Raw genomic sequence first — 24,175 nt, 5'->3', positions numbered from 1 at the left:
TGCCCGGCAGCCCGGACCCGGTAGTGCCGGCCGCTGGCCGGCAACAGGAAACAGGGAGCAGGACCGGAAACCCGCTGCGCAGGCAGCGGGTTTTCCTTTGCGCGGATGCCGGCCGCTGGTCGGCAAGGCCCAGCCACAAAAAAGGGACGGGGCGCTTCGGCCCCGTCCCCGCAAGTACCGCCACCGGAGAAAACGGTCAGCTGCGTCGGGCGCAATACACCGCGCGTGGCGGCAGCTGGAGTTCATTGCCCTGCACCGTGCCCGCATCCGGGCCCGGTACCACCACCTGCTGCCAGTTGCCCGGCGGCAGCGGATGGCTCACCGCTTCGGCCGACAGGTTGAAGGCCAGCAGGAGGGTTTCATCTGCAAGCATACGCTCGAACAGCAGCACGGGCTCGGCGCTTTCAAGAAATCTGATGCTGCCATGCAGGAGGGCCGGCTGGGTATGCCGCCAGGCCAGAAACGCGCGGAACGCCGCCAGCACCGAATGCGGGTCGCGCTCCTGCACGGCGACCGCCGCGGCCCGGTGTTCGGCCGGGATCGGCAGCCAGGGCTGGCCAGTGGTGAAGCCGGCCAGCGGTGCATCGGTCCACGGCAGCGGGGTACGGCAGCCGTCACGGCCCTTGAAATTCGGCCAGAAGGTGATGCCATAGGGGTCCTGCAGGGCCTCGAACGGCACCTCGGCCTCGGCCAGGCCCAGCTCCTCGCCCTGGTACAGGCAGACCGAACCGCGCAGCGAGCACAGCATCGCCACCAGCATCCGCGCCAGGCGCGGGTCGGCGGGGTGGCCGCCCCAGCGGCTGACCGCGCGCTCCACATCGTGGTTGGACACCGCCCAGCACGGCCAGCCTTCGGTCATCGCTGCTTCCAGGCGCGAGACCGTATCGCGGATGTAGGCCGCACTGTAGTCGTCCACCAGCAGCTCGAAGCTGTAGCCCATGTGCAGGCGGCCATCGCGGGTGTACTCCGCCGTGGTGGCCAGCGAGTCTTCCGAAGAGATCTCGCCCAGGCTGACCGCCCCCGGGTATTCGTCCAGCAGCGCGCGCAGGCGCTCCAGGAACGGCAGGTTCTCCGGCTGCGTGTTGTTGTAGTAGTGGTACTGGTAGGCGTACGGGTTGTCCGGGCTGAAGCCGCGCCCCACCCGCTTGTCGGCGGGCTTGGCCGGGTTGTCACGCAGCTGTGCGTCGTGGAAGCAGAAGTTGATCGCATCCAGGCGGAAGCCATCCACGCCGCGGTCGAGCCAGAAGCGCACGTTGTCCAGGGTCGCCTGCTGCACGTCCGGGTGATGGAAGTTCAGGTCCGGCTGGTCGACCAGGAAGTTGTGCAGGTAGTACTGCTCACGGCGCGGCTCCCACTGCCAGGCGCAGCCGCCGAACAGCGACAGCCAGTTGTTGGGCGGGGTGCCATCCTCGCGCGGGTCGGCCCAGACGTACCAGTCGGCCTTCGGATTGCTGCGGTCCTGGCGGCTCTCACGGAACCACGCATGCTCGATCGAAGTGTGGCTCAGCACCTGGTCGATCATCACCTTCAGGCCCAGGCCGTGGGCCTTGGCCAACAGGCGGTCAAAGTCGTCCAGGCTGCCGAACAGCGGGTCGACATCGCGGTAATCGGCGATGTCGTAGCCGAAGTCGGCCATCGGCGACCTGAAGAACGGCGAGATCCAGATCGCATCCACGCCCAGCGCGGCAATGTGGTCCAGGCGCTGGATGATGCCGGGCAGATCGCCCACGCCATCGCCGTTGGCATCAAGGTAACTGCGCGGGTAGATCTGGTAGATGACGGCTCCGCGCCACCATGGATAGTGCGACATCGACAGCCCCCCTCCGGGCATGCGGGACCCGCCGGCAGCGGGCCGAAATCCTGATCCGGCAAGCTTAGCGGCGGGCTCCCAGGCATGGCGCAACCTGCATACGTATTCACGCGGAGGGCCGCGCAGGCCGGGCTGGAATTGCCGCTCGGGCCGGTTTGCGCCCGAATTCACGGCCAGCGCCTATAATCGGTGGTGAGCCTGAAAGCCTGATCGCATGACCATCACCGAAGACACCCGTCCCGCCCTGGGCCTGCCCCAGATCCAGTCGCTTGCCGCGGCCGACATGGCCGCCGTCGACGCCCTGATCCGGCGCCGGCTGTCCTCGGACGTCGTGCTGATCAACCAGATCGCTGACCACATCATTTCCGCCGGCGGCAAACGCCTGCGCCCGATGCTGGTGATGCTGGCCGGCCATGCGGTCGGCCAGGCCGGCCCGGGGCACCACCAGCTGGCGGCGATCATCGAGTTCATCCACACCTCCACCCTGCTGCACGACGACGTGGTGGACGAATCCAGCCTGCGCCGTGGCCGCAGCACCGCCAACGCACTGTGGGGCAACGCGCCCAGCGTGCTGGTCGGCGACTTCCTGTACTCGCGCAGCTTCCAGCTGATGGTCGAGCTGGAGCGCATGCCGGTGATGCAGATCCTGGCCGACGCCACCAACCGCATCGCCGAGGGTGAAGTGCTGCAGCTGCTGCACGTGCACAACCCGGATACCGACGAAGCCGCCTACCTGCGCGTGATCGAGCGCAAGACCGCGGTGCTGTTCGCCGCCGGCACCCGCCTGGGCGCGCTGGCCAGCGGCGTGGATGACGCGACCCAGCAGGCCTTGTTCGACTACGGCATGCATCTGGGCTACGCGTTCCAGATCGCCGACGACGTGCTGGACTACTCGGCCAACGCCGAGGAGCTGGGCAAGAACCTGGGCGACGACCTCGCCGAGGGCAAGGCCACGCTGCCGCTGATCCACGCGATGGCCCACTCCGACGACGCCACCCGCGAGCGCCTGCGCACCATCGTGCAGGACGGTGACGCCTCGGCCATGCCGGAAGTGCTGGCCGCGATCCGTGCCACCGGCGGCCTGGAGTACAGCCGCGCGCGTGCCGAGGAATATGCCGCAGCCGCCGAACGCGCGCTCGACGGCCTGGGCGACAACGATGCCGTGGCCGCCCTGCGCGGCCTGGCCCGCTACGCGGTGCAGCGCTCGCATTGACCGGTTGAGGTGTGCCGACCAACGGTCGGCACCCACCAAACCGGCATTCCGGTGGGTGCCGAGCGTTGGTCGGCACTGAAGCATCGGTAGTGCCGGCCGCTGGCCGGCATTCCCGATGACATCCGCAGCATCATGAGGTTGCCGGCCAGCGGCCGGCACTACCACTGCACGAATCAACGTTTCTCGAAGCGTTCCTCGAAGAACTCATCCAGCGCCTTCCATGCGCGCTTCGCCGCCCGCTCGTTGTACTGGCACCCCGGCGGACTGTTGGCATCGCGCTCGGCGAAGCAGTGCACCGCACCGCTGTAGTTAGTGAACTCCCAATCGACCTTGGCCGCGTCCATTTCCTTCTGGAAGCCAGCGATGTCCTCGGCAGTCACGCTCCTGTCGTCTGCGCCGTTGAGCACCAGCACCGACGGATGGCTGCCACCGGCCTGCGCCGGCAGCGGTGAACCCAACCCACCGTGCAGGCTGACCACACCGGCCAGCGGCGCACCGGCACGGGCCAGTTCCAGCACCGTGGTGCCGCCGAAACAGAAGCCCACCGCGCCAATCCGGCCGGCATCGAGCGGCACCTTGCCCGCCTGCGCCCTGAGCACGTTCACCGCCTCCAGCGCACGTGCGCGCAGCAGCGGCCTGTCATTGCGCAGCTTGGTTGCCACCGGCCCGGCCTCGGCATCGGTCTTCGGCCGCACGCCCTTTCCGTAGACATCGGCCACCAGCACCACGTAGTCATCGCCGGCCAACTGCTTGGCCTTTTCGACCGCCGATTCGTTCACGCCCTTCCAGTTCGGCACCATCACCAGACCCGGGCGCTTGTCGTTGTCGCCGTCGTCATAGACCAGCACGCCACTGAAGGTCGTGCCCTGGTGTTTCCATTCCACCGGCTGGGTCTTCATCGCCGCCCACGCCGGCATCGCCGCCAGCCCCAGGATCACCGCCACACCGCATCGCCAACGATTCATGCGCCTGCTCCACCGAGAGGGAACCCGGAGTGTACGGGGCCGGCGTGAAGCCGAAGCACGCAATGCAGCCCCCACTTCAGATCCAGACGAACAGGCCGATAGCTAGTGTCCAGCTGTGTGCCCCCCCCCCTTCCCCAACAAGGATGTCCCGTTTCGTGAAAAACCTGGGTTCCACTTCGCTTGCCTCGCTTGCCCTTCTGCTGCCTGCTGCCCAGCTGAGCGCCAGTCCGCTGGACGAGACTTTCACCGCGTTCAGCCGCTGCGACGCCAGCTTCTTCTCCAGCCTGCACACGCACGCAGATGCATGGGCCGCGCACGCATCGTTGGGTGGGACAGGCACGATCAACTGGATCGAGACCAAGGATCGTTCCGAGACCACCAACGAGGTCCAGCTCCGTGGCGGACCTCGCATCGGCGGCCTGCCGGTCGCCACCTACTTCGACAACACGTCGGACCTGGGCGTCCTGGGTCGTTATATGAGCTGGGGGTTCACCTTCGATGCGCCACTGGACACGGTTGTCAAGCAGCTGTCGCCCTTGATCGAACATGCCGAGCGCCTGCAGGGCGATCGCGGAATGCATGCCCGTAGCGAGGTCCGCGCAGGCGATCAGTGGCTGCCCACTTCCAATCGTGGCGGCATTGCCTCCGGACGCATGCTTCTGGAACGGGTGCTGATGGTGGAATCCAGCGGCGGCAGGACCATGGTGGGATGTTCGCTGCAAGGGGCGGTAGATGCAGATGTCATGGCCCAGCTCCGCCCCGACGTACCCGCTGCCGATCGCCCGCAGCCGCAGGCGGCCGGCCGGCGACTGGAAGATGTGCCGGTTATCAAGGCTGTTGTTGATGGCGTGGACAACCCGTTGCTGGCCCCCCGGTTCACATCGCTGACCTACCGCTACCGGATCAAGGGAAGGGCCCCCTCCACTACTCCGACCACCATTACGATGGTGGCCGACAACGGCCTGTTGAAGATCACCGAGGACTACACCTCGTTCACCATGCATCGGCTGTCAAAGGCAAATCTCTTCCAGCTGGCATCCATGCGCGACGCTGCGATGACCCTGCAGACCCGGTCGCTGAAGCAGGATCTTCCCGCAGCGTGGACACCCGGCAGCCGGTTCCGCGCAGAGACGACGATGGTCTTCTATCCGGAACGCAGCACTTCCAAGCCACTCACCACCACGCTGTCCTGCGTGATCGGAGAACGCTTCCCGGCACGCGATGTATCAGCCTCGCTTTCTGGCGATGCGATCCGGCTGGAGTGCAAGGTCGACGGCGATCGCAGTGTTCGTGCCTTCATCGAGGACCTCGGCATCGCGATCTCCCTGGAATCGCATGGCAAGTACGGCTCATCGGTCTACGACATCATCGATTTCCAGGTGGTACGCTGACACGCCGCGCCGCACGGCCGGCCTCGATGCGCGAAGCCGGCTGTGCCTGCCCTGCTCTTGGCATCTTCCGATGACCCTTGTTGATCGCTTTCTGTCTGGCCTGATTCCGCGCTTGCCCGCCGAGGATGCTCCGCAATGGGCGCGGGTACAGGGTGCCATTGTCGAAGACCTACAGCGCCTGCGGGCGCAGTGGCCACAGGTCCCTGACAGCCTGATGGAACTGTTGTCGCGCGTGGATGGCACCCATTTCCGCGAGTATCCAGGCGGCGAGGTGTGCGTGCTGATGCTCGGCTCCGATGTCGGCGACTATCCGTACTACCTGCGCTCGGTCGCACAGATCTTCGAAGACCAGCAGCAGTGGGACGACAGCATCCGTTCGATCTACGAAGAGTGGCTGGATGACGAACCGGAGATCCTGGGTGAGGGCATCGACGCCGATCTGCCGATGAACCGCCGCCTGTGCTTCTCGCACTGCATGAACAACGGCGGCACGTCGATGCTGTACCTGGATTTCGACCCGGGGTCGGGCGGCACGGTCGGCCAGGTGGTGCGCTACCTGCACGATCCGGACAGCTACGCGGTGATCGCGCCCAGCTTCGACGCCTACCTGCAACAAATGATTGATCGCGATTACGCGTTCATCGACCAGGACGAGGATTGAAACCCAGCCGAGCATGGGCTCGACTCTACAGTAGATCCACGCCATGCGTGGATGGCGCTCTCACCCGCGTTCGATCCAGTGCAACGTGCCGGGCGCGAACGCCAACAGATCCGCCGCGGCGAGCTGATCCCGCGACCAATGATGTTCCGACGGCTTCGGCTGCCGGGCCCCCACAGAGCCGTCGTAAACACGCACCAGAAGTCCGATACGCGCCGCACCCACACCCAGCAGGGCATCAATGCGCTGCAGCCATTGGCCGGCGTCGGCAAGAGCTCTATCGCGGCACACCTGCTGATCCTGTTCATGCCGCGCCAACTGCTCGGACAGCGCGCGAGCGATCCCGGCCTCACTCCAGCCCTTCTTCCGCCAACGTTCGGCATCGCCCTTCCATTCCGGCTGCACACTCGTCGAGGCCAGCGCGGTGCCGCAATCGCAGTACGCGGCACTCAGCCACGGCTGCCAATCCGGGCCCACCGCCGCCTGCAGGCTCGGTGATGCCTGCGCGAACAGGCGCCGGCCGCTACGGGTGAAGACCGCGGCGGCCGCGTCGTGCGGCAATGACCTGGGCAGGAACACGGTGATGAAGGTGCACATGCGGGCATCCGGGTCCGTCCGGGGATGCCTGCATGATAAATGCACGATGGGGTCAGAGCCCTTTCCTGCGGAAAGGGATCCGACCCCTTACCCGATGCCCAACCCCGGAATCGCGCTGATGCTGTCCGGATCGAAGCCGGCCAGCTCGGCGAAATGACGGCCACGCGCCACGTAGTCGCGGTACGCACCAAAGCTCGGTGCACCCGGCGACAGCAGCACCACCCCGCCCTGTTCGCCCAGCGCGGCGCGCGCCAAGGCCATCGCCTCGGCGAGATCGCCCGCCGCATGCAGGCCGAAGCGACCGGCGTCGGCCAACGGCTGCAGCATCGCGTGGATGCGCGGGCCGTTGCTGCCCATGGTCACGATCTCCACCGGCGGCACATCGTGCGCCATGTGCTGCATGAAATCGGTCCAGTCCAGGCCACGGTCATGCCCCCCCACCAGCAGCGCGATGCGCTGGCCGGCGAAGCACTCCAGCGCGGCCAGGCTGGCATGCGGCGTGGTGCTGATCGAATCGTTGACGTAGGTCAGGCCATCGGCCATGCCGATGCGCTGCAGGCGGTTGGGCAGCGGACGGAAGTCCTGCACCGCCGGTGCCAGCGCTACGGCATCCAGCCCCAGCGCTTCCAGCGCGGCCAGCACCGCGCACAGGTTGCCGCGGTTGTGGCGGCCTGGCAGCGGCGTGTTGCAGGTATCAAACACGGCCTGCTCACCGCGATGCACGATGTCGCCGCGCATGTGCCAGCCCTGCGGCTGGTTGAACCAGACCACTTCGCTGTCGGGCAGCGACAGCGCGGCCAGGTGCGGATCGGCGGCGTTGAGCACAGCGATGCGCGGTGCAGCTTCAGTCACCAGCCGCAGCTTGTCTTCGATGTAACGCTGTTCGCTGCCGTGCCAGTCCAGGTGTTCCGGGAACAGGTTAAGCACCACCGCCACCTGCGGGCGGGCGCCACTGCGTGCCACCTCACCGGTCTGGTAGCTGGACAGTTCCACCGCCCAGTACTCGGGCGCGGGCTGGGGATCCAGCACTTCCAGCAGCGGCAGGCCGATGTTGCCGACCAGGCCGGTGCGATGGCCGGCGGCACGCAGCAGGTGCGCAACCAGCGCGGTGGTGGTGCTCTTGCCCTTGGTACCGGTCACGCACACGGTGTCGTGCACGATGCCATCGTCGGCCGCGTGTTCGGCGAACCAAAGCGCGGTGCCACCGATGAAGCTGGTGCCCTGCACTGCAGCCGCCAGCGCGATCGGCTGGTACGGGCTGATGCCGGGCGATTTGATCACCACGTCGAACGCGGCCAGCGCTTCAGCGGAAGGCTCGCCACGCACGTCCAGCGCGCCCTCCGTTTCCGCACGCGCCGCCTCGACCTCGGACACCGGGCAGAACAGGCTCAATGCCAGCGTGGGCAGGCGCGCGCGCAGCACCGCAAACGCGGCGCGGCCCTCACGGCCCCAGCCCCACAGCGCGACGCGCTTTCCTTCAAGCTTCGAAATCTTCACGCACCCGTTCCCACAGCGCAGCTGGAACACGGTGCTCGCCCTGCAGCTGCAGCAGCGGTGCCAGTTCCAATTCGGCGGCATCCAGCTGCGGCTGGATCTCGTTGCAGAAGCGCTTCACCAGCACGTCTTCCTTCCACTCCGGGCGCTGTGCCAGGGTCGCCATCGCCGCACGCGATTCGCGGCCTTCGCCCACGCACTCGAACGGCTTGTGGTCCTGGAATTCCAGCAGCGCATCGAAGCCACCGGCCTGCTCGGCATCGTCCAGCAGGTTGCGGCCGAAGATGCGCACCAGGCGCGTCTTGGGCATGAACGGGGCCAGCGCCAGGAACACGAAATGGCATTTCGGGCAGACGCCGCACCAGCGGTTCACCGGGCGCTCGCCGAGGATGTGGAAGTTGCGGTTGCAACTGGAGAAATGCGCGTCGTAGAAGTCACTCTTGGCGAACTGGCGGGCCACCGCCAGCTCGGACATCGGGCGCAGCAGCGAGTAGTACTGCAGGTCCGCCGCCACGTACTTCTGCACATGGCTACCGAAGGCCTGCTCGCAGGCCCACCCCTTGGACCACTGGTGGTTCACTTCGCCGGTGCCTGGAATCTGGCTGCCGTAGCTGGCCGAGCGCTCGTTGGAGAACACGACCTGGTCCACGCCGTGCAGCAACGCGGCCAGCACCATGATCGCCGAGTTCACCACCGTCACCGGGATATGGCCGTTCCAGGCGCCCTGGCGGTTCAACTCGAACAGTTCCGGTGCCAGCGTGCGGCCCAGGTTCAAGGTCGGCAGGCCAGTGCGCTCGGCGCACGCACGGATCAGCTGCGAGCCACCGATCCAGGTCACGGTCTCGTCCACGCCGGCACGGCGCAGCGCTTCGATGCTGACCAGCGAATCCTTGCCGCCGCCGATGGCCACCAGCGCATGCGGCTGCAGGCCCAGCGCCGGCGCCTGCACGGCCTCGCCCTGCACCGGCAACCGGAAGCGGCCGCGCAGGTTCAGGCCGTTGCGGTAGGCGAATTCGCCCAGGCCGTTGAGGTAAATGGTCTCCACCAGCGCGGCGGTATCGGCATCGATGCTGTAGCTGTCGATGCTGACCGTATCCGGTACGCCGGCCTTGTAGTAGCTGACACCGGCGATCAGGTGCAGCAGCTGCAGCGCGCGCTGCACGGCGGCGCTACGCGCTTCGTCCAGCACGAACGGGGCGCCGGGCACGGTGATGGTTTCCACCATCTCCGGGCCGTCATCGAAGGCGTAGACCAGCCTGGCCACGCCGGTATCCGCGGCGAATTCGCAGCGGACGAAGCGGAAGCGGGAAACCTGGTGTTTGTCGAAAGCAGTCATGGTGTATCCGGTCAGGCACGGGCCCGCGCGATGGCGCGGGGCGTGTCGGTGGGCGGGTGCAGGGCGCGCGCGGTGGTCATTCGATCACGTCTTCGCGCGGCAGCATCCGCTGGTTGTAGGTGTTGGCCATCACATAGCCGTACGCGCCGGCGTCGGCGATCAGCATCACGTCGTCCGGCGCAGTTGACACCGGCAGCTTGCGGCGCTTGCCGAACACATCGCTGGATTCGCAGATCGGGCCGACCACATCGAACGCCGCTTCGGCATAACCACCCTGGCGGCTGAGGTTCTCGATGTCGTGCCAGGCGTCGTACAGCGCCGGGCGCATCAGCGTGTTCATGCCGGCATCCAGGCCCACGCGGCGCACGCCGTCCTTTTCCACCACCTGGGTGGCATGGGTCAGCAGCACGCCCGATTCGGCCACCAGGTAGCGGCCCGGCTCGATCGCCAGGCGGAATGCCGGGTGCAGCGCCTTGACCTCGGCCAGGCCCTCGGCCCAGGCGTCCAGGTCGAACGGCTCGTCTTCGTCGCTGTACGGAATCGGCAGGCCGCCACCGATGTCGATGGTGTGCACGCTGCCGATGCGGCGGGCGAAGCCGGCCAGCTCATCGCACATCAGGCGCCAGTGCTGCGCGGTTTCCACGCCACTGCCCAGGTGCGCATGCAGGCCGACCACGCGGCTGCCCAGCTCGGTGGCCGCGCGCACGAACTCGTCCACGCGGGCGATCGGCAGGCCGAACTTGGACTCCTTGCCGCCGGTGCGGACCTTGGCATGGTGGCCTTCGCCACGCCCCAGGTCGACGCGCAGCCACAGCTCGCGGTTGCGGAACAGGTCCGGCCAGCGCTGCAGCGCTTCGACGTTGTCGACGGTGACGGTCACGCCAAGGGCGAACGCCGCCTCGTACTCGCTGCGCGGGCAGAAGCTGGGAGTGAACAGCACGCGCCGCGGCGACAGCTCCGGCAGGTGCTGGAACACATGCTTCAGCTCGCCGTACGAGACGCACTCCAGCCCGAAGCCCTCGGCTTCCAGCAGCTGCAGGATGGCCGGGTGGCTGTTGGCCTTGATCGCGTAGTAACGCTGGTCGATCGGCTTGATCGCGGCCAGCGCGCGGGCGCGGGCGCGCACCGTCGGCAGGTGGTAGACATAGCGCGGCGTACCGGCATCGGCCAGCTGCAGCAGGTGCGCACGCTGGCCGCGCCACCACGGCGTGCCGCGCGGGCGCACGGTGCCGGCAATCTCGCGCCAGCGTGGGCCGAACACTTCGGTTTCTTCCACCGGCATCGCACCGCTGTCGATCAGCTCGGCATGCAGGATCGGCAGCAGGCCATCGGCATCGGCCTCGTCGATGACGAAGGTCAGGTTCAGGTCGTTGGACGACTGCGAAATCATGTGCACGCGCTCGCGCCCGAAGGTGGCCCACACGTCCGACAGCTTGTGCAGCAGAGAACGCATGCCACGGCCGACCAGGGTGATCGCCGCGCACGGCACGATCACCTTCACCTTGCAGATCTGCGACAGGTCGGCCGACAGCGCGGCCAGCACATCGGTGTTGACCAGGTTCTCGGACGGGTCCAGCGACACGGTGACGTTGGTCTCGGCCGAACCGATCAGGTCCACCGACAGGCCATGCTTCTTGAACAGGTTGAACACATCGGCCAGGAAGCCGACCTGCTGCCACATGCCGATGCCTTCCATCGACACCAGCACGATGCCGTTGCGGCGGCTGATCGCCTTGACGCCTGGTACCGGTGCAGCACTGCCGTCAATGCTGGTGCCCGGCAGTTCCGGACGCTCGGTATCGAGGATGGCCATCGGCACGCCTGCATCGCGGCACGGCTTGATCGAGCGCGGATGCAGCACCTTGGCACCAGTGGTGGCAATTTCCTGCGCCTCGTAGTAGTCCAGGCGGGTCAGCAGGCGCGCGTCCGGCACATCCTTCGGGTTGGCACTGAACATGCCCGGCACATCGGTCCAGATTTCCACGCGGCTGGCGCCGAGCAGCGCGCCGAAGTACGCCGCCGAGGTATCCGAGCCACCACGGCCGAGGATGGCGGTACCGCCATCGGCATGCCGCGAGATGAAACCCTGGGTGATCAGCAGGCGGGTCGGCTGCGCGCGGAAGCGCTGCATCCACTCCGCGTCGGCACGCCACTGGCAGTTCACCGACAGGCGCTGTGACCAGTCGCTCTGGTTCGGCTGCGGCGGCATCGCGTCCAGCCACTGGCGGGCATCCATCCAGCCCATGTCCAGGCCCGAGGCGTGCAGGTAGGCCGCGCCCAGCGTGGACGACAACAGTTCGCCCTGGCCCAGCACTTCGGCCTGCCACTGCAGCGGACGGGTGGCCGCACGCGGGTCGTCGAGCAGGCCCTGCAGTGCCGCCAGGCGCTCGGCCAGTACTTCGCGGCCCAGGCCCAGTTCGGCCAGGAAGCCTTCATGGCGTTCGACCAGCGCGGCCACGCGATCACGGCTGTCCGGCGCGCCATCGGCGATCGCGGTCAGTTCGTTGGTGACCCCGGACAGCGCCGACACCACCACCAGCACGCGCGAGCCGGTCTCTTCCGCGCGTTTTTTCGCCAGCTTCCCGATCGTGTCCCAGCGGTGACGACGCGACACCGAGGTGCCGCCGAACTTCAGTACGATCCAACGATCGACAAGGGGGGAAGCTGACATGGATTGGCTATGTAGAATGTGGGGAAGCCGCCCTCGGGGGCGGAACCTTTGATTCTAAGCGCAATATCCCCGTAGATGGCCCTCCTCCGTTACCTGCAGCTCGATGTCTTCGCCTCCCGCCCCGGAACCGGGAATCCACTGGGTGCCCTGCTGGACGCCGATGCGCTCTCCGGCGAGCAGATGCAGGCCCTGGCTGCCTGGCTGAACCTGTCCGAGACGGTGTTCTTCCTGCGCCCCAGCGCGCCCGGCGCCGACTACCACATCCGCATCTTCACCCCGACCCGAGAGCTGGCGTTCGCCGGCCACCCGAGCGTCGGCGCGGCCTGGGCGGCGGTGAGCTGCGGCCTGGCCCAGCCTCGCGACGGCGCCCTGCTGCAGCAGTGCGCGGCGGGGGTGCTGCCCGTGCGGGTGAGCGGCCCGGCCGAGGCACTCCAGATCCAGCTGGCCAGCCCACCGGCGCGGCAACTGGCGACTGGCGCAGATGCGGCACCCGAAACACTGCTGGCCCTCGCCGCCAACGGGCACGTGCCCGAACTCTGGGACAACGGCGCGCGCTGGTGGCTGCTGCCGCTGCGCGATGCCGCCGCTGTGCGCGGCCTGGCGCCGGACATGGCCGCCCTGCGCGACTGGAGCCTTGCCACCGAGGCCACCGGCGTGGCCGTATTCGCCGACGAAGCCGGTACCGACCACACCCGTGTGGTGCGCGCATTCTGCCCCGCCGATGCGGCCAGCGTGCCGGAAGATCCGGTCACCGGCAGCGCCAATGCTCTGATCGCTGCCTGGCTGCGGCAGCGCAACGCCCTGCCCGGCCGCGAGGGCCACTACGTGGCCAGCCAGGGCCGCGAAGTCGGCCGCGATGGCCACGTGCAGGTGCAGGTCGACGCGCAGGGCACGGTCTGGATCGGCGGCCAGGTGCAGCCGGTCATCGACGGCCACCTTCGCTGGTAGCGCACAAAAAAGGGGACGGAGGGAATTAAGTCGCTTATGGCACTTGGGGCACAAGCGACTTAATTCCCTCCGTCCCCTTTTTTGTGCCCCGCGCTACGCTATGCCGCCTGTTTACTGGAGTCCTGCCCGATGTCCACCCGCCGTTTCCTGCAGCTGGATGTGTTCTCCCCGCGCGCCGGTGCCGGCAATCCGCTGGCCGTGGTGCTTGATGCCGAAGGCCTGGACGATGCCAGCATGCAGGCCATTGCGCGCTGGACGCGCCTGCCAGAGACCACCTTCGTGTTCCCGCCGCAGGTCGCAGGCGCCAGCTACCGGCTGCGCATGTTCAGCCCGCAGAAGGAGGTTCCGTTCGCCGGCCACCCCAGCGTCGGCACCGCGCATGCGGTGCTGCAGGCGGGCCTGGCCGCGCCAGTCGACGGCGTGCTCGTGCAGGACGGCATCGCCGGTGCGCTGCCGCTGCGCGTGAGCGGCGAGGGCGCGCAGCAGCGCATTGCCATCCGCACCCCGCGCGCGCAGCTGGCGGAGATCGCCGAGGCCACCGACCCGCGCCTGCAGGCGGCGCTGAAGGATTGGCCGCTGGGCTCGCTGCCGCCGGCGCGCATGCAGGGCGGGCGCAGCTGGTGGGTGGTGCAGGTGGCCGATGAAGCGGCACTGCGCGCACTGCGCCCGGACTGGGACGCGGTCGCGGCTCTGGCCGAATCCACCGACAGCATGGGCGTGTTTGCCTACGCCTTCAGCGATGGCGGCGAAGGCTTCGATCTGGCGGTGCGCGCCTTTGTCGGCAATGGCCGCCGCTTCGAGGACGCCGCCTCCGGTGCTGCCAATGCGGTGCTGGCCGCATGGCTGGACCTGCGCGATGCGCTGCCGCGGGGCCGTGAATCGTTCGAAGTCAGCCAGGGCCGCGAAGTCGGCCACGACGCGCGCCTGACCCTGCGCGTCGATGAAGACGGCGAGGTCTGGTCGGGCGGGCAGGTGCAGACGGTGATTACCGGCACCCTTGATTGGTGATCGCGCTGGCGGGTGGTAGAGCCGAAGGCAGCGGCAGGAGCCGCTGCCAACGTCGGACGCGACGGCCCGGAGGGTGGGGACCAGGAAGGCCGCCATAACGCTGGCCGGCTGCTACATGGACCCCGGCATCATGCGGTTGCCGGCCCGCGGCCGGCACTACCGTGGCTCAGCCCAGTTCGGCTTCCAGGCTGATCGGCACCGCGCTCAGCGCCTTGGACACCGGGCAGTTCTGCTTGGCGTCATCGGCAATGGCACGGAACTGTGCGGCGTCGATACCCGGCACCACGGCCTTCACCTTCAGCCGGATCTGCGACAGCTGCGGCCCGCCCTCCAGGGACAGATCGACCTTGGCCTCGGTGTCCAGCGAGGTCGGGGTGAAGCCGGCCTCACCAAGCTTGGCCGACAGCGCCATGGTGAAACAGCCGGCGTGCGCGGCGGCGATCAGCTCCTCCGGATTGGTGCCCTTCTCGTCGCCGAAGCGGCTGTTGAAACCGTAGCGGGTCTTGTCCAGCAGCCCGCTCTGCGGCGTGCTCAGCTGTCCCTTGCCCGACTTCAGATCGCCTTCCCAGTGCGCGGTGGCGTGTCGCGAGATTCCCATGTGCTGCTCCTGCGTGGCGGTGATGAACGGCCACTCTCGCACGGGACGCGTTAGCCCTGCGTCGCTCCGCCGCATGCCGCACGTCCGCCGGACATCGGACAGCTGGTCACTTCTTCGCCAGACCGACGTGGACTTTTCCCTTGTTTTCAGTGGTTTCGCACATTCCAGCAACGGGCAGGCAGCAGCCATCGCGCACGCTGCAGCGCCCCCGTCCCCCACCGCCGGCCATGTACTGAATCGGCCTGGATATGAAAAAACATGCACTTTCCGCGCTTCGGGCTATTGGCGGCGCCCGAGAGTTGCCCTACATTGCGCTTGCCGACGGGGTTCGGCGCCGACCACACAACCAACCGTTCACGGAACAGGAAACCATGGCAAAGACCGCTAAGAAGGCTGCCCCGAAGAAGGCAGTGAAGAAAGTCGCGACGAAGGCAGCCGCCAAGCCGGCCGCTCCGAAGCCGATCAAGGAAGTGCTGACCAAGTCCGGCCTGGTTGCACACATCGCTGAAGCCTCCGGCGTCATCGCCAAGGACGTCCGCGCTGTGCTGGCCTCGCTGGAAAGCGCCGTCGCCTCCTCGGTGCACAAGAAGGGCGCTGGCTCGTTCACCCTGCCGGGCCTGCTGAAGATCACCACCGTCAATGTGCCGGCCAAGCCGAAGCGCAAGGGCATCAACCCGTTCACCAAGGAAGAGCAGTGGTTCGCTGCCAAGCCGGCCACCACCAAGCTGAAGGTGCGTCCGCTGAAGAAGCTGAAGGACGCCGCGCTGTAAGCGCGCGCCCCAACGCGGATTCCGACGGGACGGCTCTGGCCGTCCCGTTTTTTTTGTCCGCACCACACCCCGCAACACAGCGTTGCCGCGGCCCCGGCAATCCCCGTACAGGCCCGCCAGCATTGGCTGCCGGTGCTCCGCAAAGGGCGCGGAACGTACCGGGTGGAACACTGCGTGCAGCGCCGGCCGTCGCCGCCAGCCGTGGCCTTGCCTATGGTGGGCACATCCTCCACAGCTACGGCGAGCACACCCTCATGGCCAGCCCCTCCACCCGCTACCGGATCTCGGTAACCCCGATCGAAAAGGACGGGCTGCAGTGCACCGGGCGCTGCACCATCGAACTGGAACACCGCGCCGGACGCGACCTGATGCGCCTGCTGGAAGCGGCCCCGCGTACCGCCGGCATCAGTGGCGACGAGCGCGCGACCCTGGTGATCGCCACCCAGCTGCTGCGCGACATCGTACAGCGCCACGCCGAGACCGACGGCCACGCACTGGCCGCCATCGCCGGCCAGGTCCTGCCGGCGCTGGACGCGCTGGAGCAGCTGCCCTCCTCCCGCTGATAGCGGCGCAACCGATACACTGCCGCCCTCCAGGTTGCCTCGGGGAGGAGGCGGGCATGCGCAGGATCCTGTTCCTGATCGCACCACTGGTGCTGCTGGGTTGTTCACGCCCGGCGGCACAGACGAATGATCACATCACGGCAGCGTCCGCTCCCGTCGCCGCAGCAGCGGACACCGGTACCGGCCCCGGTCCCGGTCCCGGTCCCGGTCCCGGTCCCGCAGCATTGCAGGCGAGCGATATGACGCTGCTGTCCGCCGTCGACGACGGCGCAGAGCCGCCGTCGACGATGCTCAACCGCTACGTCGCCGCACTGCTCAACCGCGACCGCGACGCCAGCGATGCTGCCTGGACGATCCCACCCGGCGACCCGCGGCATGCAGACGACGCCGCGCTGCGGCAGCTGCAGGACCTGCGCGCGCTGCGCCTGCACAGCGATACCCCGATCGCCCGAGATGACCGGCAGCCACCGCGGCTGCTTGAAGTCCCTGTGCAGATCCGTGCGGTCACCGCCAATGGCACGTTCCGCTTCGGCGGCTGGTACCGCGTGCAGCCCAGCAGCGACGGCAGCGCCTGGCAGATCCAGTCGGCACAGCTGCGTCCAACGCTGGACTGAACCGTTGCAGCGGCATGCACGCGCGATTCAGCCTGCGCGGCTACTCTTTGATCCATCCATCTGCTTCCCACCGGTCACCGACATGCGCCTGCGTTCCCTGATGACCCGCCTCGCGGCCTCCACCGTGCTGATCGCCGCTGCGATCGGTGCACAGGCGGCTCCCTCCATTTCCGGCCGCGAACTGTCGGTGGGCGCCAGCGACGTGCAGCAGTACCTCGATGGCAGCTTCCCGCGCACCCAGGACGCCCTCGGCGGCCTGATCGCCCTGACCATGAGCCACCCGCAGCTGAGCCTTCCGGCCGGCGAACGGTTGAACCTGGGCATGGACGTCGCGCTGGCCACCGCCGGCGGCAACCCGGCCCGACTGGGCACGGTGAAGCTCAGCAGCGGCCTGCGCTACGACGCGCAGACCCAGGGCTTTCACCTGCAGCAGCCGAGCGTGGATGACTTCACCCCGGCCAACCAGGGCGGCCGCCTCGACTCGCGCACCCGTGGCCTGCTCAATGCGTGGCTGAGCGACTACGCCCAGCGCGAACCGATCTACAAGCTGGACCCGGCCGTGGCCGGGGTGCTCGGCGCCCTGCAGGTGCAGTCGGCACAGGTGAAGAACGGCAAGCTGGTGGTCACTTTCAACCAGAACCTGGGCAACCTGGTACCGGCAGGCCTGCTGGGCAAATGAGGTGGTGCCGGGCGCTGGCCGGCAGCACGTCACTGCATCTGCCGGCCAGCGGCCGGCACTACCGGTAGCGCATCAGGCGGCAAGCGCTTTTACCACCGCCTCGCTGAAAGCCGGAATGTCATCCGGCTTGCGGCTGGTGATGACGTTGCCGTCGACCACCACCTCGGCATCGCGCCATGTCGCACCCGCGTTCGCCAGATCCTGCTGCAGGGAAGGCCAGGAGGTCAGCTCGCGGCCATCGGCCAGGCCGCTGTTGATCAGCAGCCACGGGCCATGGCAGATCGCCGCCACGGGCTTGCCGGCTTCATCCACTGAACGGATGAAGGCCAGTACGGCATCATCGGTGCGCAGTGTGTCCGGATTGATGACCCCGCCGGGCAGAACCACCGCATCGAAGCGTGCAGGATCGGCCTCATCCAACGGGATATCCACCGCGACGGCGTCGCCCCAGTTCTTCTCCTTCCAGCCCTTGATCGTCGCTTCCTTTGCGGGCGAGACCACGCTGACGCGCGCCCCTTCCGCTTCCAGCAAACGCTTGGGTTCGATCAGTTCAGACTGTTCGAAGCCGTGGGTGGCAAGGATGGCAATCTGCTTGCCCTTCAATCGCTCTGCCATGGAGGCACTCCGGTTGGGGGAGCCCACAGAATGGAAGAACGGCCCTTGCGCGGCGGTGACCCTGTCGTGCACGGCAGGTGGAGAGCCGCCGGGTGGTGCCGGCCGCTGGCCGGCACCTGGATTGCGCCTTGCCGGCCAGCGGCCGGTACTACCCGGTACCGATCAGCGCTTGGGCTGCAGCATCGTGCCGGTGCACTTGGGCGAGCCGCAACGGCACTCCCAGATCTTCTTCAGCTTGGCGGTGTGGCGCTCGGCCAGGGTGATGCCGTAGTTGTAGGTCAGCTCCTCGCCGGCCTTGATATCACGCAGTGCCTCGATGAACACCTTGTCGCCCCGGCTGTCGCCGTCCTCGTCCTCCTCGATCACCGCCTCGCAGTTCGGGTCGCAGCTGTGGTTTATCCACCGCGCGTCGTTGCCCTTGTAGTTGGCGTCGATCACCCAGTCATCGTTGAGGGTGAACAGGAAGGTATGGCCACTTTCGACGTCGCCGCTGTCATCGGCATCAACGTCGCCGTGGCTGCGCAGCAGGCCCTTGTACTGGATCACGCGCTCGCCCTGCTTGATCGGGGCCACGGCGAACACGCCGTTGCCATGGATGGCGGACTTGCGGGCTTGGATCTTCTTCGGCATCGGCGAGGGCTGTTTGCAGCGAATGGAATGGGGATTCTCGCCCATTCCGGGTGATTGCGAAAATCACCCCGTTGGCGCAGCATTGCGCCCCGGCAACGGCCGCGGTGTGTCCTCCCGGCCTGGCCCAAGCGCCGGCTGAATGCCCGGGTTGGATGGTGGCGAATAAAAGCGTACAATTTCAGTCCGCTTTAAGAACCACTCGCATCCCCATGTTGCGCGTCACCAAACTCACCGATTACGCCACCGTCGTGCTGACCGTGCTCGCCGCCCGTCCGGGCGAAGTGCTCAGTGCCACCGAGCTGGCCGAATTCACCGGTCTGGAGCCGCCCACCGTCAGCAAGGTGCTCAAGCCACTGGCCCAGGCCGGCCTGGTCGAAGGCCTGCGTGGCGTCCGTGGCGGCTACCGCCTGACCCGCCCGGCCATCGAGATCTCGCTGTTCGAAGTGGTCGAAGCGATGGAAGGGCCACTGGCCCTGACCGAATGCAGCCACGACCACCACCAGTGCGGCATGGCGCCCAAGTGCGGCGCGCGCAGCAGCTGGCGGCTGATCAACGACGTGGTCTCCGAGGCCCTGCGCGATGTCACCCTCGCGCAGATCCTGCCCCCTCTCCCCCTTGCCGATGACGAACAGCGCCGCACCATCGCTGTCGACGTCGTCTCCTGATCCGTAGGCAGCCCCCATGGCCACCGAAACCATCGAAAACGTCGCCCACGACGACACCCCCAACCGCGAGATCCACGAGCAGCTCGGCCGCAAGTATTCGGCCGGCTTCATCACCGAGATCGAGTCGGACTCCCTGCCGCCGGGCCTGGACGAGGACACCATCCGTGCCCTGTCGGCCAAGAAGGACGAGCCGGAGTGGATGACGCAGTGGCGCCTGGATGCCTACCGCCACTTCCTGACCCTGCCGATGCCGGACTGGGCCAAGCTGGAGATCGCGCCGATCGACCTGCAGGCGCTCAGCTACTACTCCGCGCCGAAGGGCCCGAAGTACGCCTCGCTGGATGATGTGCCGAAGGAACTGCTCGACACCTACGACAAGCTGGGCGTGCCGCTGCACGAGCGCGCCAAGCTGGCCGGCGTGGCGGTGGATGCGGTGTTCGACTCGGTATCCGTGGGCACCACCTTCCGCAAGGAACTGGCCGAGAAGGGCGTGATCTTCTGCTCGATGTCCGAGGCCATCAAGGAACACCCGGCGCTGGTGCGCCAGTACCTGGGCACCGTGGTGCCGGTCGGTGACAACTACTTCGCCGCGCTCAACTCGGCGGTGTTCTCCGACGGCAGCTTCGTGTTCATTCCCAAGGGCGTGCGCTGCCCGATGGAACTGAGCACCTATTTCCGCATCAACGCCGGCCACACCGGCCAGTTCGAGCGCACCCTGATCGTGTGCGAGGACAAGGCCTACGTCTCCTACCTGGAAGGCTGCACCGCGCCGATGCGCGATGAGAACCAGCTGCACGCCGCGGTGGTCGAGCTGGTCGCGCTGGAAGATGCGGAGATCAAGTACTCCACGGTGCAGAACTGGTACCCGGGCGACGAGAACGGCGTCGGTGGCATCTACAACTTCGTGACCAAGCGTGCCGAATGCCGTGGCGCGCGCAGCAAGGTCACCTGGACCCAGGTCGAGACCGGCTCGGCGATCACCTGGAAGTACCCGTCCTGCGTGCTGCTGGGCGACGATTCGGTCGGTGAGTTCCACTCGGTCGCGCTGACCCATCACCGCCAGCAGGCCGACACCGGCACCAAGATGATCCATGTCGGCAAGCGCACCAAGAGCAAGATCGTCAGCAAGGGCATCAGCGCCGGCCGCGGTCAGAACACCTACCGCGGCCTGGTGCGGGTGGACCGCAATGCTGATGGCGCGCGCAACTACACCCAGTGCGATTCGCTGCTGATCGGCAAGCAGTGCGGCGCCCACACCTTCCCCTACATCGAGGTGAAGAACCCGGGCGCCACCGTCGAGCACGAGGCCACCACCTCCAAGATCTCCGATGACCAGCTGTTCTACTGCCGCGCCCGTGGCATCAGCCAGGAAGACGCGGTGTCGATGATCGTCGACGGCTTCTGCAAGCAGGTGTTCCGCGAACTGCCGATGGAGTTCGCGGTGGAAGCCAAGAAGCTGCTGGAAGTCTCGCTGGAAGGTTCGGTGGGCTGACCGCCCGCCCCTGCCCCTCGCAAACGCATTCTCTTTACCGGCGGGCCCTGGCCCGCCCCACGGAAACCCCCCACCATGCTGAAGATCGAAAACCTCCACGCCCGCATCGGCGACAAGGAAATCCTCAAGGGCCTGTCGCTGGATGTGAAGCCCGGCCAGGTGCACGCCATCATGGGCCCGAACGGCGCCGGCAAGTCCACCCTGGGTAACGTCCTGGCCGGCCGCGACGGCTACGAAGTGACCGAAGGCAGCGTGCAGTTCGACGGCGTCGACCTGCTGGAGCAGGAGCCGGAAGCACGTGCCGCCGCGGGCCTGTTCCTGGCGTTCCAGTACCCGGTGGAAATCCCGGGCGTGAACAACACCTACTTCCTGCGCGCGGCACTGAACGCCCAGCGCAAGGCGCGCGGCGAAGAAGAACTCGATTCCATGCAGTTCCTCAAGCTGGTGCGGCAGAAGCTGGCCGTGCTGCACCTGAAGGACGAACTGCTGCACCGTGGCGTCAACGAAGGCTTCTCCGGCGGCGAGAAGAAGCGCAACGAGATCTTCCAGCTGGCCGTGCTGGAACCGAAGCTGGCGATCCTGGACGAGACCGACTCGGGCCTGGACATCGACGCGCTGAAGAGCGTGGCCGACGGCGTCAACGCACTGCGCGGCGCCGACCGTTCGTTCCTGGTCATCACCCACTACCAGCGCCTGCTGGACTACATCAAGCCGGACGTCGTGCACGTGCTGGCCGATGGTCGCATCGTCAAGAGCGGCGGCCCCGAGCTGGCGCTGGAGCTGGAAGCGCACGGCTATGATTTCCTGAAGGACCGGGTCGTGCCCGAGGCGGCGGTCTGATGAGCGCCCTGCTTGACTCCATGGCCCAGGCCTTCTGTGGCAGCGATGCGCGCCGCGAAGTGCTGGATGCGGCCCTGCGCGACGGCCTGCCCGCCGCCCGCAGTGAAGCCTGGAAGTACACCTCGCTGCGCCAGCTGGAACGCCGTGCGTTCGCTGCAGCGCCGCTGCAGGGCCCGGCGCTGGACGCCGCGCTGCTGGACGACATCCCGGCGCCGCGCCTGGTGTTCGTCAACGGCCGCCTGGATGCCACGCTGAGCGATGTGCAGGCCCTGCCGTCCGGCGTGCAGCTGCAGCCGCTGTCGGCCGCGCTGGCCGCTGGCGAAGACGCCGTGCGTTTCCTTGGCCGTCGCTACGAGCGCAGCGAAGAGATCTTCGCCCGGCTCAACGCCGCACTGGCCGATGAAGGCGTCGTGCTGCGCGTGGATGAAGGCGTGCAGGTCGAAACGCCGCTGCAGCTGGTATTCGCCAGCGTCGCCGGCGAAGCCGACCTGGCCTGGCACCATCGCCACCTGATCGAACTGCGCGCCGGCGCCAGCCTGGGCGTGGTCGAGCACCGCTTCAGCGTGGGTGACTCCGCCCACCTGGACAACACCGTGCTGCATGCCCACGTCGCCCGCGATGGCGTACTCAAGCACGCCCGCGTGCAGGCCGGCAGCGCCCGCCAGACCAGCTTCCTGCGTACCGACGCGGTGCTGGCCCGCGACGCGCAGTACCACCGCGTGGACCTGGAACTGGGCGCCGCGCTCAGCCGCCACGAACTGAACGTGCGCCTGGAAGGCGACAACGCCCGGCTGACCGCCAACGGCGTGCTGCTCGGCAATGGCCGCCGCCACGTCGAGACCCGCCTGGGCATCGACCACATCGCGCGCGATACCGCCTGCGAGCTGCTGTGGCGCGGCGTTGCCGCCAACCGCAGCCGCGTGGTGTTCCATGGCGGCATCCAGATCCGCGAAGGCGCCGACGGCACCGACGCGAACCTGTCCAACAAGAACCTGCTGCTGTCGGCCGATGCCGAGATCGACACCCAGCCGACGCTGGTGATCGACGCCGATGAAGTGAAGGCCGCGCACGGCGCGACCGTCGGCCAGCTCGATGCCAATGCGCTGTTCTACCTGCGCTCGCGTGGCCTGCCCCAGGTCCAGGCGCAGGCACTGCTGAGCGCTGCGTTCTGCCATGAACCGCTGAAGATCCTGCCGGACGCGTTGCGCGAGCAGCTGGCACGCCGCCTGGACAAGGCCCTGGCCGAGGCGGGTGTGGCATGAACCTGTCCACGCCACGCCCGATCGAAGAACGCACCGGCGCCCCGGACTGGGATCGCGTCCGCCTCGACTTCCCGCTGCTGATGCGTGAAGTGCACGGCAAGCCGCTGGTCTATTTCGACAACGCCAACACCGGCCAGAAGCCGGTACAGGTGATCGGCGCGGTGGATGAGTTCTACCGCCGCTACAACGCCAACGTCAGCCGCGCGGTGCATGCACTGGGCAGCGAAGCGACCGACGCCTACGAAGGCGCACGCAACAAGCTGGCACGCTTCCTCAACGTGCGCGCCAGCGACCTGGTGCTGTGCAGCGGCACCACCTTCGCCATCAACCTGGTGGCCTACTCGTGGGCGCTGCCGCGATTGAAGGCCGGCGACGTGATCCTGATCACGCGCATGGAACACCATGCCAACATCGTGCCGTGGCAGCTGGTCGCGCAACGTACCGGCGCCACCATCCGCGTGGCCGAGATCACGCCCGATGGCGCGCTGGACCTGGATGCGCTGCGCGCGGCGATGACCCCGGAGGTCAGGCTGCTGGCGGTCACCCATGTCTCCAACGTGCTGGGCACGGTCAATCCGGTGCGCGAGATCTGCCGTGAAGCGCGCAAGCGCGGCATCATCACCGTGGTCGATGGCTCGCAGGCGGTGCCGCACCGCAAGGTCGACGTCGCCGCGATCGGCTGCGACTTCTACGCCATCACCGGCCACAAGATGTACGGTCCGACCGGCACTGGTGCGCTGTGGGCGCGCCGCGAGCACCTGGACGCGATGCCGCCGTTCCTCGGCGGCGGCGAGATGATCAAGGAAGTCAGCTTCGACGGCACCGTGTTCAACGATGCCCCGCACAAGTTCGAAGCCGGCACCCCGAACATCGCCGGTTTCATCGGCCTGGGCGTGGCCGCCGACTACCTGCAGCAGCTCGGCCAGGAGAACGTGGAAGCCCGCGAAGCCGAACTGCTGGCGCACTTCACCGAGGAGCTGCGCCGCGTCGACGGCCTGCGCATCATCGGCGAAGCGCCGGAGAAGGCCGCCGTGGTCTCGTTCCTGATCGATGGCGCGCATGCGCACGATCTGGCCACCCTGCTCGACCTGGAAGGGGTGGCCGTGCGCTCGGGGCAGCACTGCGCACACCCGCTGCTGCAGTACTTCGGCGTCGCCGCCACCTGCCGTGCCTCGCTGGCGTTCTACAACACGCACGCCGAGATCGAGCGCTTCATGACCGCGCTGACCAAGGTACGCAAGCTTCTGGGCTGAGCCGGCACACCGGGGTCAGATCCCTTTCGCGACGCGAAAGGGATCTGACCCCACCAGTATTCCCGACAGCCGCCGCTGCGACCGCAATGCCCGCCGGATCGCG

General features: G+C 67.5%; 23 protein-coding genes. 14 read left to right on the top strand and 9 right to left on the bottom strand.

Annotation, left to right across the window (positions count from 1 at the left end; translation table 11 throughout):
- Positions 1-196: 196 nt before the first annotated feature.
- Positions 197-1,810, bottom strand: coding sequence for an alpha-glucosidase family protein (locus tag AC5P7A_RS03765; protein WP_032957799.1), 1,614 nt, complete (start codon positions 1,808-1,810; stop codon positions 197-199).
- A gap of 214 nt (positions 1,811-2,024) precedes the next feature.
- Here AC5P7A_RS03765 and AC5P7A_RS03760 point away from each other — a divergent pair, with 214 nt between their 5' ends.
- The gene (locus AC5P7A_RS03760) at positions 2,025-3,023 is read left to right on the top strand and encodes a polyprenyl synthetase family protein (RefSeq protein ID WP_495219899.1); all 999 of its coding nucleotides are present in this window, start codon (positions 2,025-2,027) and stop codon (positions 3,021-3,023) included.
- A 173-nt stretch (positions 3,024-3,196) separates the two neighbouring features.
- On the opposite strand, the gene AC5P7A_RS03755 is transcribed toward AC5P7A_RS03760, so the two are convergent.
- Complete coding sequence (locus AC5P7A_RS03755; RefSeq protein WP_100449586.1) at positions 3,197-3,988, bottom strand: dienelactone hydrolase family protein; 792 nt, start codon at positions 3,986-3,988, stop codon at positions 3,197-3,199.
- Between the two features lie 155 nt (positions 3,989-4,143).
- On the opposite strand from AC5P7A_RS03755, the gene AC5P7A_RS03750 reads away from it, so the two are divergent.
- The gene (locus tag AC5P7A_RS03750) at positions 4,144-5,379 is read left to right on the top strand and encodes a hypothetical protein (RefSeq protein ID WP_014646284.1); all 1,236 of its coding nucleotides are present in this window, start codon (positions 4,144-4,146) and stop codon (positions 5,377-5,379) included.
- A gap of 70 nt (positions 5,380-5,449) precedes the next feature.
- The gene (locus tag AC5P7A_RS03745; protein WP_495219898.1) at positions 5,450-6,040 is read left to right on the top strand and encodes an SMI1/KNR4 family protein; all 591 of its coding nucleotides are present in this window, start codon (positions 5,450-5,452) and stop codon (positions 6,038-6,040) included.
- 60 nt (positions 6,041-6,100) lie between these two features.
- Here the strand turns inward: AC5P7A_RS03745 and AC5P7A_RS03740 are convergent, their stop codons facing one another.
- The 4 genes from AC5P7A_RS03740 to AC5P7A_RS03725 form a co-directional block, all read right to left on the bottom strand.
- On the bottom strand, positions 6,101-6,634 hold the full coding sequence (locus tag AC5P7A_RS03740) for a hypothetical protein (protein WP_495219897.1): 534 nt from the start codon (positions 6,632-6,634) through the stop codon (positions 6,101-6,103).
- 87 nt (positions 6,635-6,721) lie between these two features.
- A complete protein-coding gene (gene murD, locus AC5P7A_RS03735; RefSeq protein WP_049441096.1) occupies positions 6,722-8,131 on the bottom strand; it encodes a UDP-N-acetylmuramoyl-L-alanine--D-glutamate ligase in 1,410 nt (469 codons plus the stop codon).
- Positions 8,112-9,464 (bottom strand): UDP-N-acetyl-alpha-D-muramoyl-L-alanyl-L-glutamate epimerase, encoded by a 1,353-nt coding sequence (gene murL / locus AC5P7A_RS03730; RefSeq protein ID WP_049441093.1) that lies wholly within the window; start codon positions 9,462-9,464, stop codon positions 8,112-8,114. Before murL ends, murD begins: the two co-directional genes overlap by 20 nt.
- A 76-nt stretch (positions 9,465-9,540) precedes the next feature.
- Positions 9,541-12,135 carry a bifunctional aspartate kinase/diaminopimelate decarboxylase gene (locus AC5P7A_RS03725; RefSeq protein WP_046429381.1) on the bottom strand — a complete coding sequence of 865 codons (2,595 nt, stop codon included), beginning with the start codon at positions 12,133-12,135 and terminating at the stop codon, positions 9,541-9,543.
- A gap of 75 nt (positions 12,136-12,210) precedes the next feature.
- Here AC5P7A_RS03725 and AC5P7A_RS03720 point away from each other — a divergent pair, with 75 nt between their 5' ends.
- Together AC5P7A_RS03720 and AC5P7A_RS03715 are read left to right on the top strand one after the other, a co-directional pair.
- Positions 12,211-13,083 (top strand): PhzF family phenazine biosynthesis protein, encoded by an 873-nt coding sequence (locus AC5P7A_RS03720; RefSeq protein ID WP_014646278.1) that lies wholly within the window; start codon positions 12,211-12,213, stop codon positions 13,081-13,083.
- A 129-nt stretch (positions 13,084-13,212) separates the two neighbouring features.
- Entirely contained in the window at positions 13,213-14,091 is an 879-nt protein-coding gene (locus AC5P7A_RS03715; protein WP_032957811.1) for a PhzF family phenazine biosynthesis protein, read from the top strand.
- A gap of 166 nt (positions 14,092-14,257) precedes the next feature.
- Here AC5P7A_RS03715 and AC5P7A_RS03710 read toward each other — a convergent pair whose 3' ends face one another.
- Entirely contained in the window at positions 14,258-14,689 is a 432-nt protein-coding gene (locus AC5P7A_RS03710) for an OsmC family protein (protein ID WP_014646276.1), read from the bottom strand.
- A gap of 371 nt (positions 14,690-15,060) precedes the next feature.
- On the opposite strand from AC5P7A_RS03710, the gene AC5P7A_RS03705 reads away from it, so the two are divergent.
- The 4 genes from AC5P7A_RS03705 to AC5P7A_RS03690 all read left to right on the top strand — a co-directional run bounded on the left by AC5P7A_RS03705 (position 15,061) and on the right by AC5P7A_RS03690 (position 17,315).
- A complete protein-coding gene (locus tag AC5P7A_RS03705) occupies positions 15,061-15,459 on the top strand; it encodes an HU family DNA-binding protein (protein ID WP_010483539.1) in 399 nt (132 codons plus the stop codon).
- Between the two features lie 254 nt (positions 15,460-15,713).
- A complete protein-coding gene (locus tag AC5P7A_RS03700) occupies positions 15,714-16,022 on the top strand; it encodes a DUF3861 family protein (RefSeq protein WP_014646275.1) in 309 nt (102 codons plus the stop codon).
- Between the two features lie 56 nt (positions 16,023-16,078).
- Positions 16,079-16,636: a hypothetical protein gene (locus AC5P7A_RS03695; RefSeq protein ID WP_495219896.1), complete on the top strand. Its 558-nt coding sequence runs from the start codon at positions 16,079-16,081 to the stop codon at positions 16,634-16,636.
- Between the two features lie 82 nt (positions 16,637-16,718).
- Positions 16,719-17,315, top strand: a complete 597-nt coding sequence (locus AC5P7A_RS03690; protein WP_014646273.1) for a YceB family lipoprotein — start codon at positions 16,719-16,721, stop codon at positions 17,313-17,315.
- Positions 17,316-17,387: 72 nt separating this feature from the next.
- Here the strand turns inward: AC5P7A_RS03690 and AC5P7A_RS03685 are convergent, their stop codons facing one another.
- Both AC5P7A_RS03685 and AC5P7A_RS03680 read right to left on the bottom strand, forming a co-directional pair.
- On the bottom strand, positions 17,388-17,930 hold the full coding sequence (locus tag AC5P7A_RS03685; RefSeq protein ID WP_032957815.1) for a type 1 glutamine amidotransferase domain-containing protein: 543 nt from the start codon (positions 17,928-17,930) through the stop codon (positions 17,388-17,390).
- A gap of 162 nt (positions 17,931-18,092) precedes the next feature.
- Positions 18,093-18,560, bottom strand: coding sequence for an SET domain-containing protein (locus tag AC5P7A_RS03680; protein ID WP_012479369.1), 468 nt, complete (start codon positions 18,558-18,560; stop codon positions 18,093-18,095).
- Positions 18,561-18,769: 209 nt separating this feature from the next.
- Between AC5P7A_RS03680 and AC5P7A_RS03675 the strand changes: the two genes are divergently transcribed.
- The 5 genes from AC5P7A_RS03675 (at position 18,770) to AC5P7A_RS03655 (ending at position 24,072) form a co-directional block, all read left to right on the top strand.
- Positions 18,770-19,225: an SUF system Fe-S cluster assembly regulator gene (locus AC5P7A_RS03675; protein ID WP_005408436.1), complete on the top strand. Its 456-nt coding sequence runs from the start codon at positions 18,770-18,772 to the stop codon at positions 19,223-19,225.
- A 16-nt stretch (positions 19,226-19,241) separates the two neighbouring features.
- Positions 19,242-20,717, top strand: coding sequence for a Fe-S cluster assembly protein SufB (sufB, locus tag AC5P7A_RS03670; RefSeq protein ID WP_126411805.1), 1,476 nt, complete (start codon positions 19,242-19,244; stop codon positions 20,715-20,717).
- A gap of 75 nt (positions 20,718-20,792) precedes the next feature.
- Positions 20,793-21,557: a Fe-S cluster assembly ATPase SufC gene (gene sufC / locus AC5P7A_RS03665; RefSeq protein WP_014036279.1), complete on the top strand. Its 765-nt coding sequence runs from the start codon at positions 20,793-20,795 to the stop codon at positions 21,555-21,557.
- Entirely contained in the window at positions 21,557-22,819 is a 1,263-nt protein-coding gene (gene sufD / locus AC5P7A_RS03660) for a Fe-S cluster assembly protein SufD (RefSeq protein ID WP_440976302.1), read from the top strand. Before sufC ends, sufD begins: the two co-directional genes overlap by 1 nt.
- Positions 22,816-24,072: a cysteine desulfurase gene (locus AC5P7A_RS03655; RefSeq protein ID WP_495219895.1), complete on the top strand. Its 1,257-nt coding sequence runs from the start codon at positions 22,816-22,818 to the stop codon at positions 24,070-24,072. The genes sufD and AC5P7A_RS03655 overlap by 4 nt, the downstream gene beginning before the upstream one ends.
- Positions 24,073-24,175: the final 103 nt, after the last annotated feature.

Source organism: Stenotrophomonas sp. YJH_SMC_65 (genome assembly GCF_059369475.1).
This window is presented reverse-complemented; position numbering and strand designations above follow the sequence as displayed.

Excerpts from the sequence above, each read along its gene's own strand:
- AC5P7A_RS03765 (WP_032957799.1), bottom strand. The coding sequence starts at position 1,810 with ATGTCGCACTATCCATGGTGGCGCGGAGCCGTCATCTACCAGATCTAC.
- AC5P7A_RS03760 (WP_495219899.1), top strand. The coding sequence starts at position 2,025 with ATGACCATCACCGAAGACACCCGTCCCGCCCTGGGCCTGCCCCAGATC.
- AC5P7A_RS03755 (WP_100449586.1), bottom strand. The coding sequence starts at position 3,988 with ATGAATCGTTGGCGATGCGGTGTGGCGGTGATCCTGGGGCTGGCGGCG.
- AC5P7A_RS03745 (WP_495219898.1), top strand. The coding sequence starts at position 5,450 with ATGACCCTTGTTGATCGCTTTCTGTCTGGCCTGATTCCGCGCTTGCCC.
- AC5P7A_RS03740 (WP_495219897.1), bottom strand. The coding sequence starts at position 6,634 with ATGTGCACCTTCATCACCGTGTTCCTGCCCAGGTCATTGCCGCACGAC.
- murL (WP_049441093.1), bottom strand. The coding sequence starts at position 9,464 with ATGACTGCTTTCGACAAACACCAGGTTTCCCGCTTCCGCTTCGTCCGC.
- AC5P7A_RS03725 (WP_046429381.1), bottom strand. The coding sequence starts at position 12,135 with ATGTCAGCTTCCCCCCTTGTCGATCGTTGGATCGTACTGAAGTTCGGC.
- AC5P7A_RS03720 (WP_014646278.1), top strand. The coding sequence starts at position 12,211 with ATGGCCCTCCTCCGTTACCTGCAGCTCGATGTCTTCGCCTCCCGCCCC.
- AC5P7A_RS03715 (WP_032957811.1), top strand. The coding sequence starts at position 13,213 with ATGTCCACCCGCCGTTTCCTGCAGCTGGATGTGTTCTCCCCGCGCGCC.
- AC5P7A_RS03710 (WP_014646276.1), bottom strand. The coding sequence starts at position 14,689 with ATGGGAATCTCGCGACACGCCACCGCGCACTGGGAAGGCGATCTGAAG.
- AC5P7A_RS03705 (WP_010483539.1), top strand. The coding sequence starts at position 15,061 with ATGGCAAAGACCGCTAAGAAGGCTGCCCCGAAGAAGGCAGTGAAGAAA.
- AC5P7A_RS03700 (WP_014646275.1), top strand. The coding sequence starts at position 15,714 with ATGGCCAGCCCCTCCACCCGCTACCGGATCTCGGTAACCCCGATCGAA.
- AC5P7A_RS03695 (WP_495219896.1), top strand. The coding sequence starts at position 16,079 with ATGCGCAGGATCCTGTTCCTGATCGCACCACTGGTGCTGCTGGGTTGT.
- AC5P7A_RS03690 (WP_014646273.1), top strand. The coding sequence starts at position 16,719 with ATGCGCCTGCGTTCCCTGATGACCCGCCTCGCGGCCTCCACCGTGCTG.
- AC5P7A_RS03685 (WP_032957815.1), bottom strand. The coding sequence starts at position 17,930 with ATGGCAGAGCGATTGAAGGGCAAGCAGATTGCCATCCTTGCCACCCAC.
- AC5P7A_RS03680 (WP_012479369.1), bottom strand. The coding sequence starts at position 18,560 with ATGCCGAAGAAGATCCAAGCCCGCAAGTCCGCCATCCATGGCAACGGC.
- AC5P7A_RS03675 (WP_005408436.1), top strand. The coding sequence starts at position 18,770 with ATGTTGCGCGTCACCAAACTCACCGATTACGCCACCGTCGTGCTGACC.
- sufB (WP_126411805.1), top strand. The coding sequence starts at position 19,242 with ATGGCCACCGAAACCATCGAAAACGTCGCCCACGACGACACCCCCAAC.
- sufC (WP_014036279.1), top strand. The coding sequence starts at position 20,793 with ATGCTGAAGATCGAAAACCTCCACGCCCGCATCGGCGACAAGGAAATC.
- sufD (WP_440976302.1), top strand. The coding sequence starts at position 21,557 with ATGAGCGCCCTGCTTGACTCCATGGCCCAGGCCTTCTGTGGCAGCGAT.
- AC5P7A_RS03655 (WP_495219895.1), top strand. The coding sequence starts at position 22,816 with ATGAACCTGTCCACGCCACGCCCGATCGAAGAACGCACCGGCGCCCCG.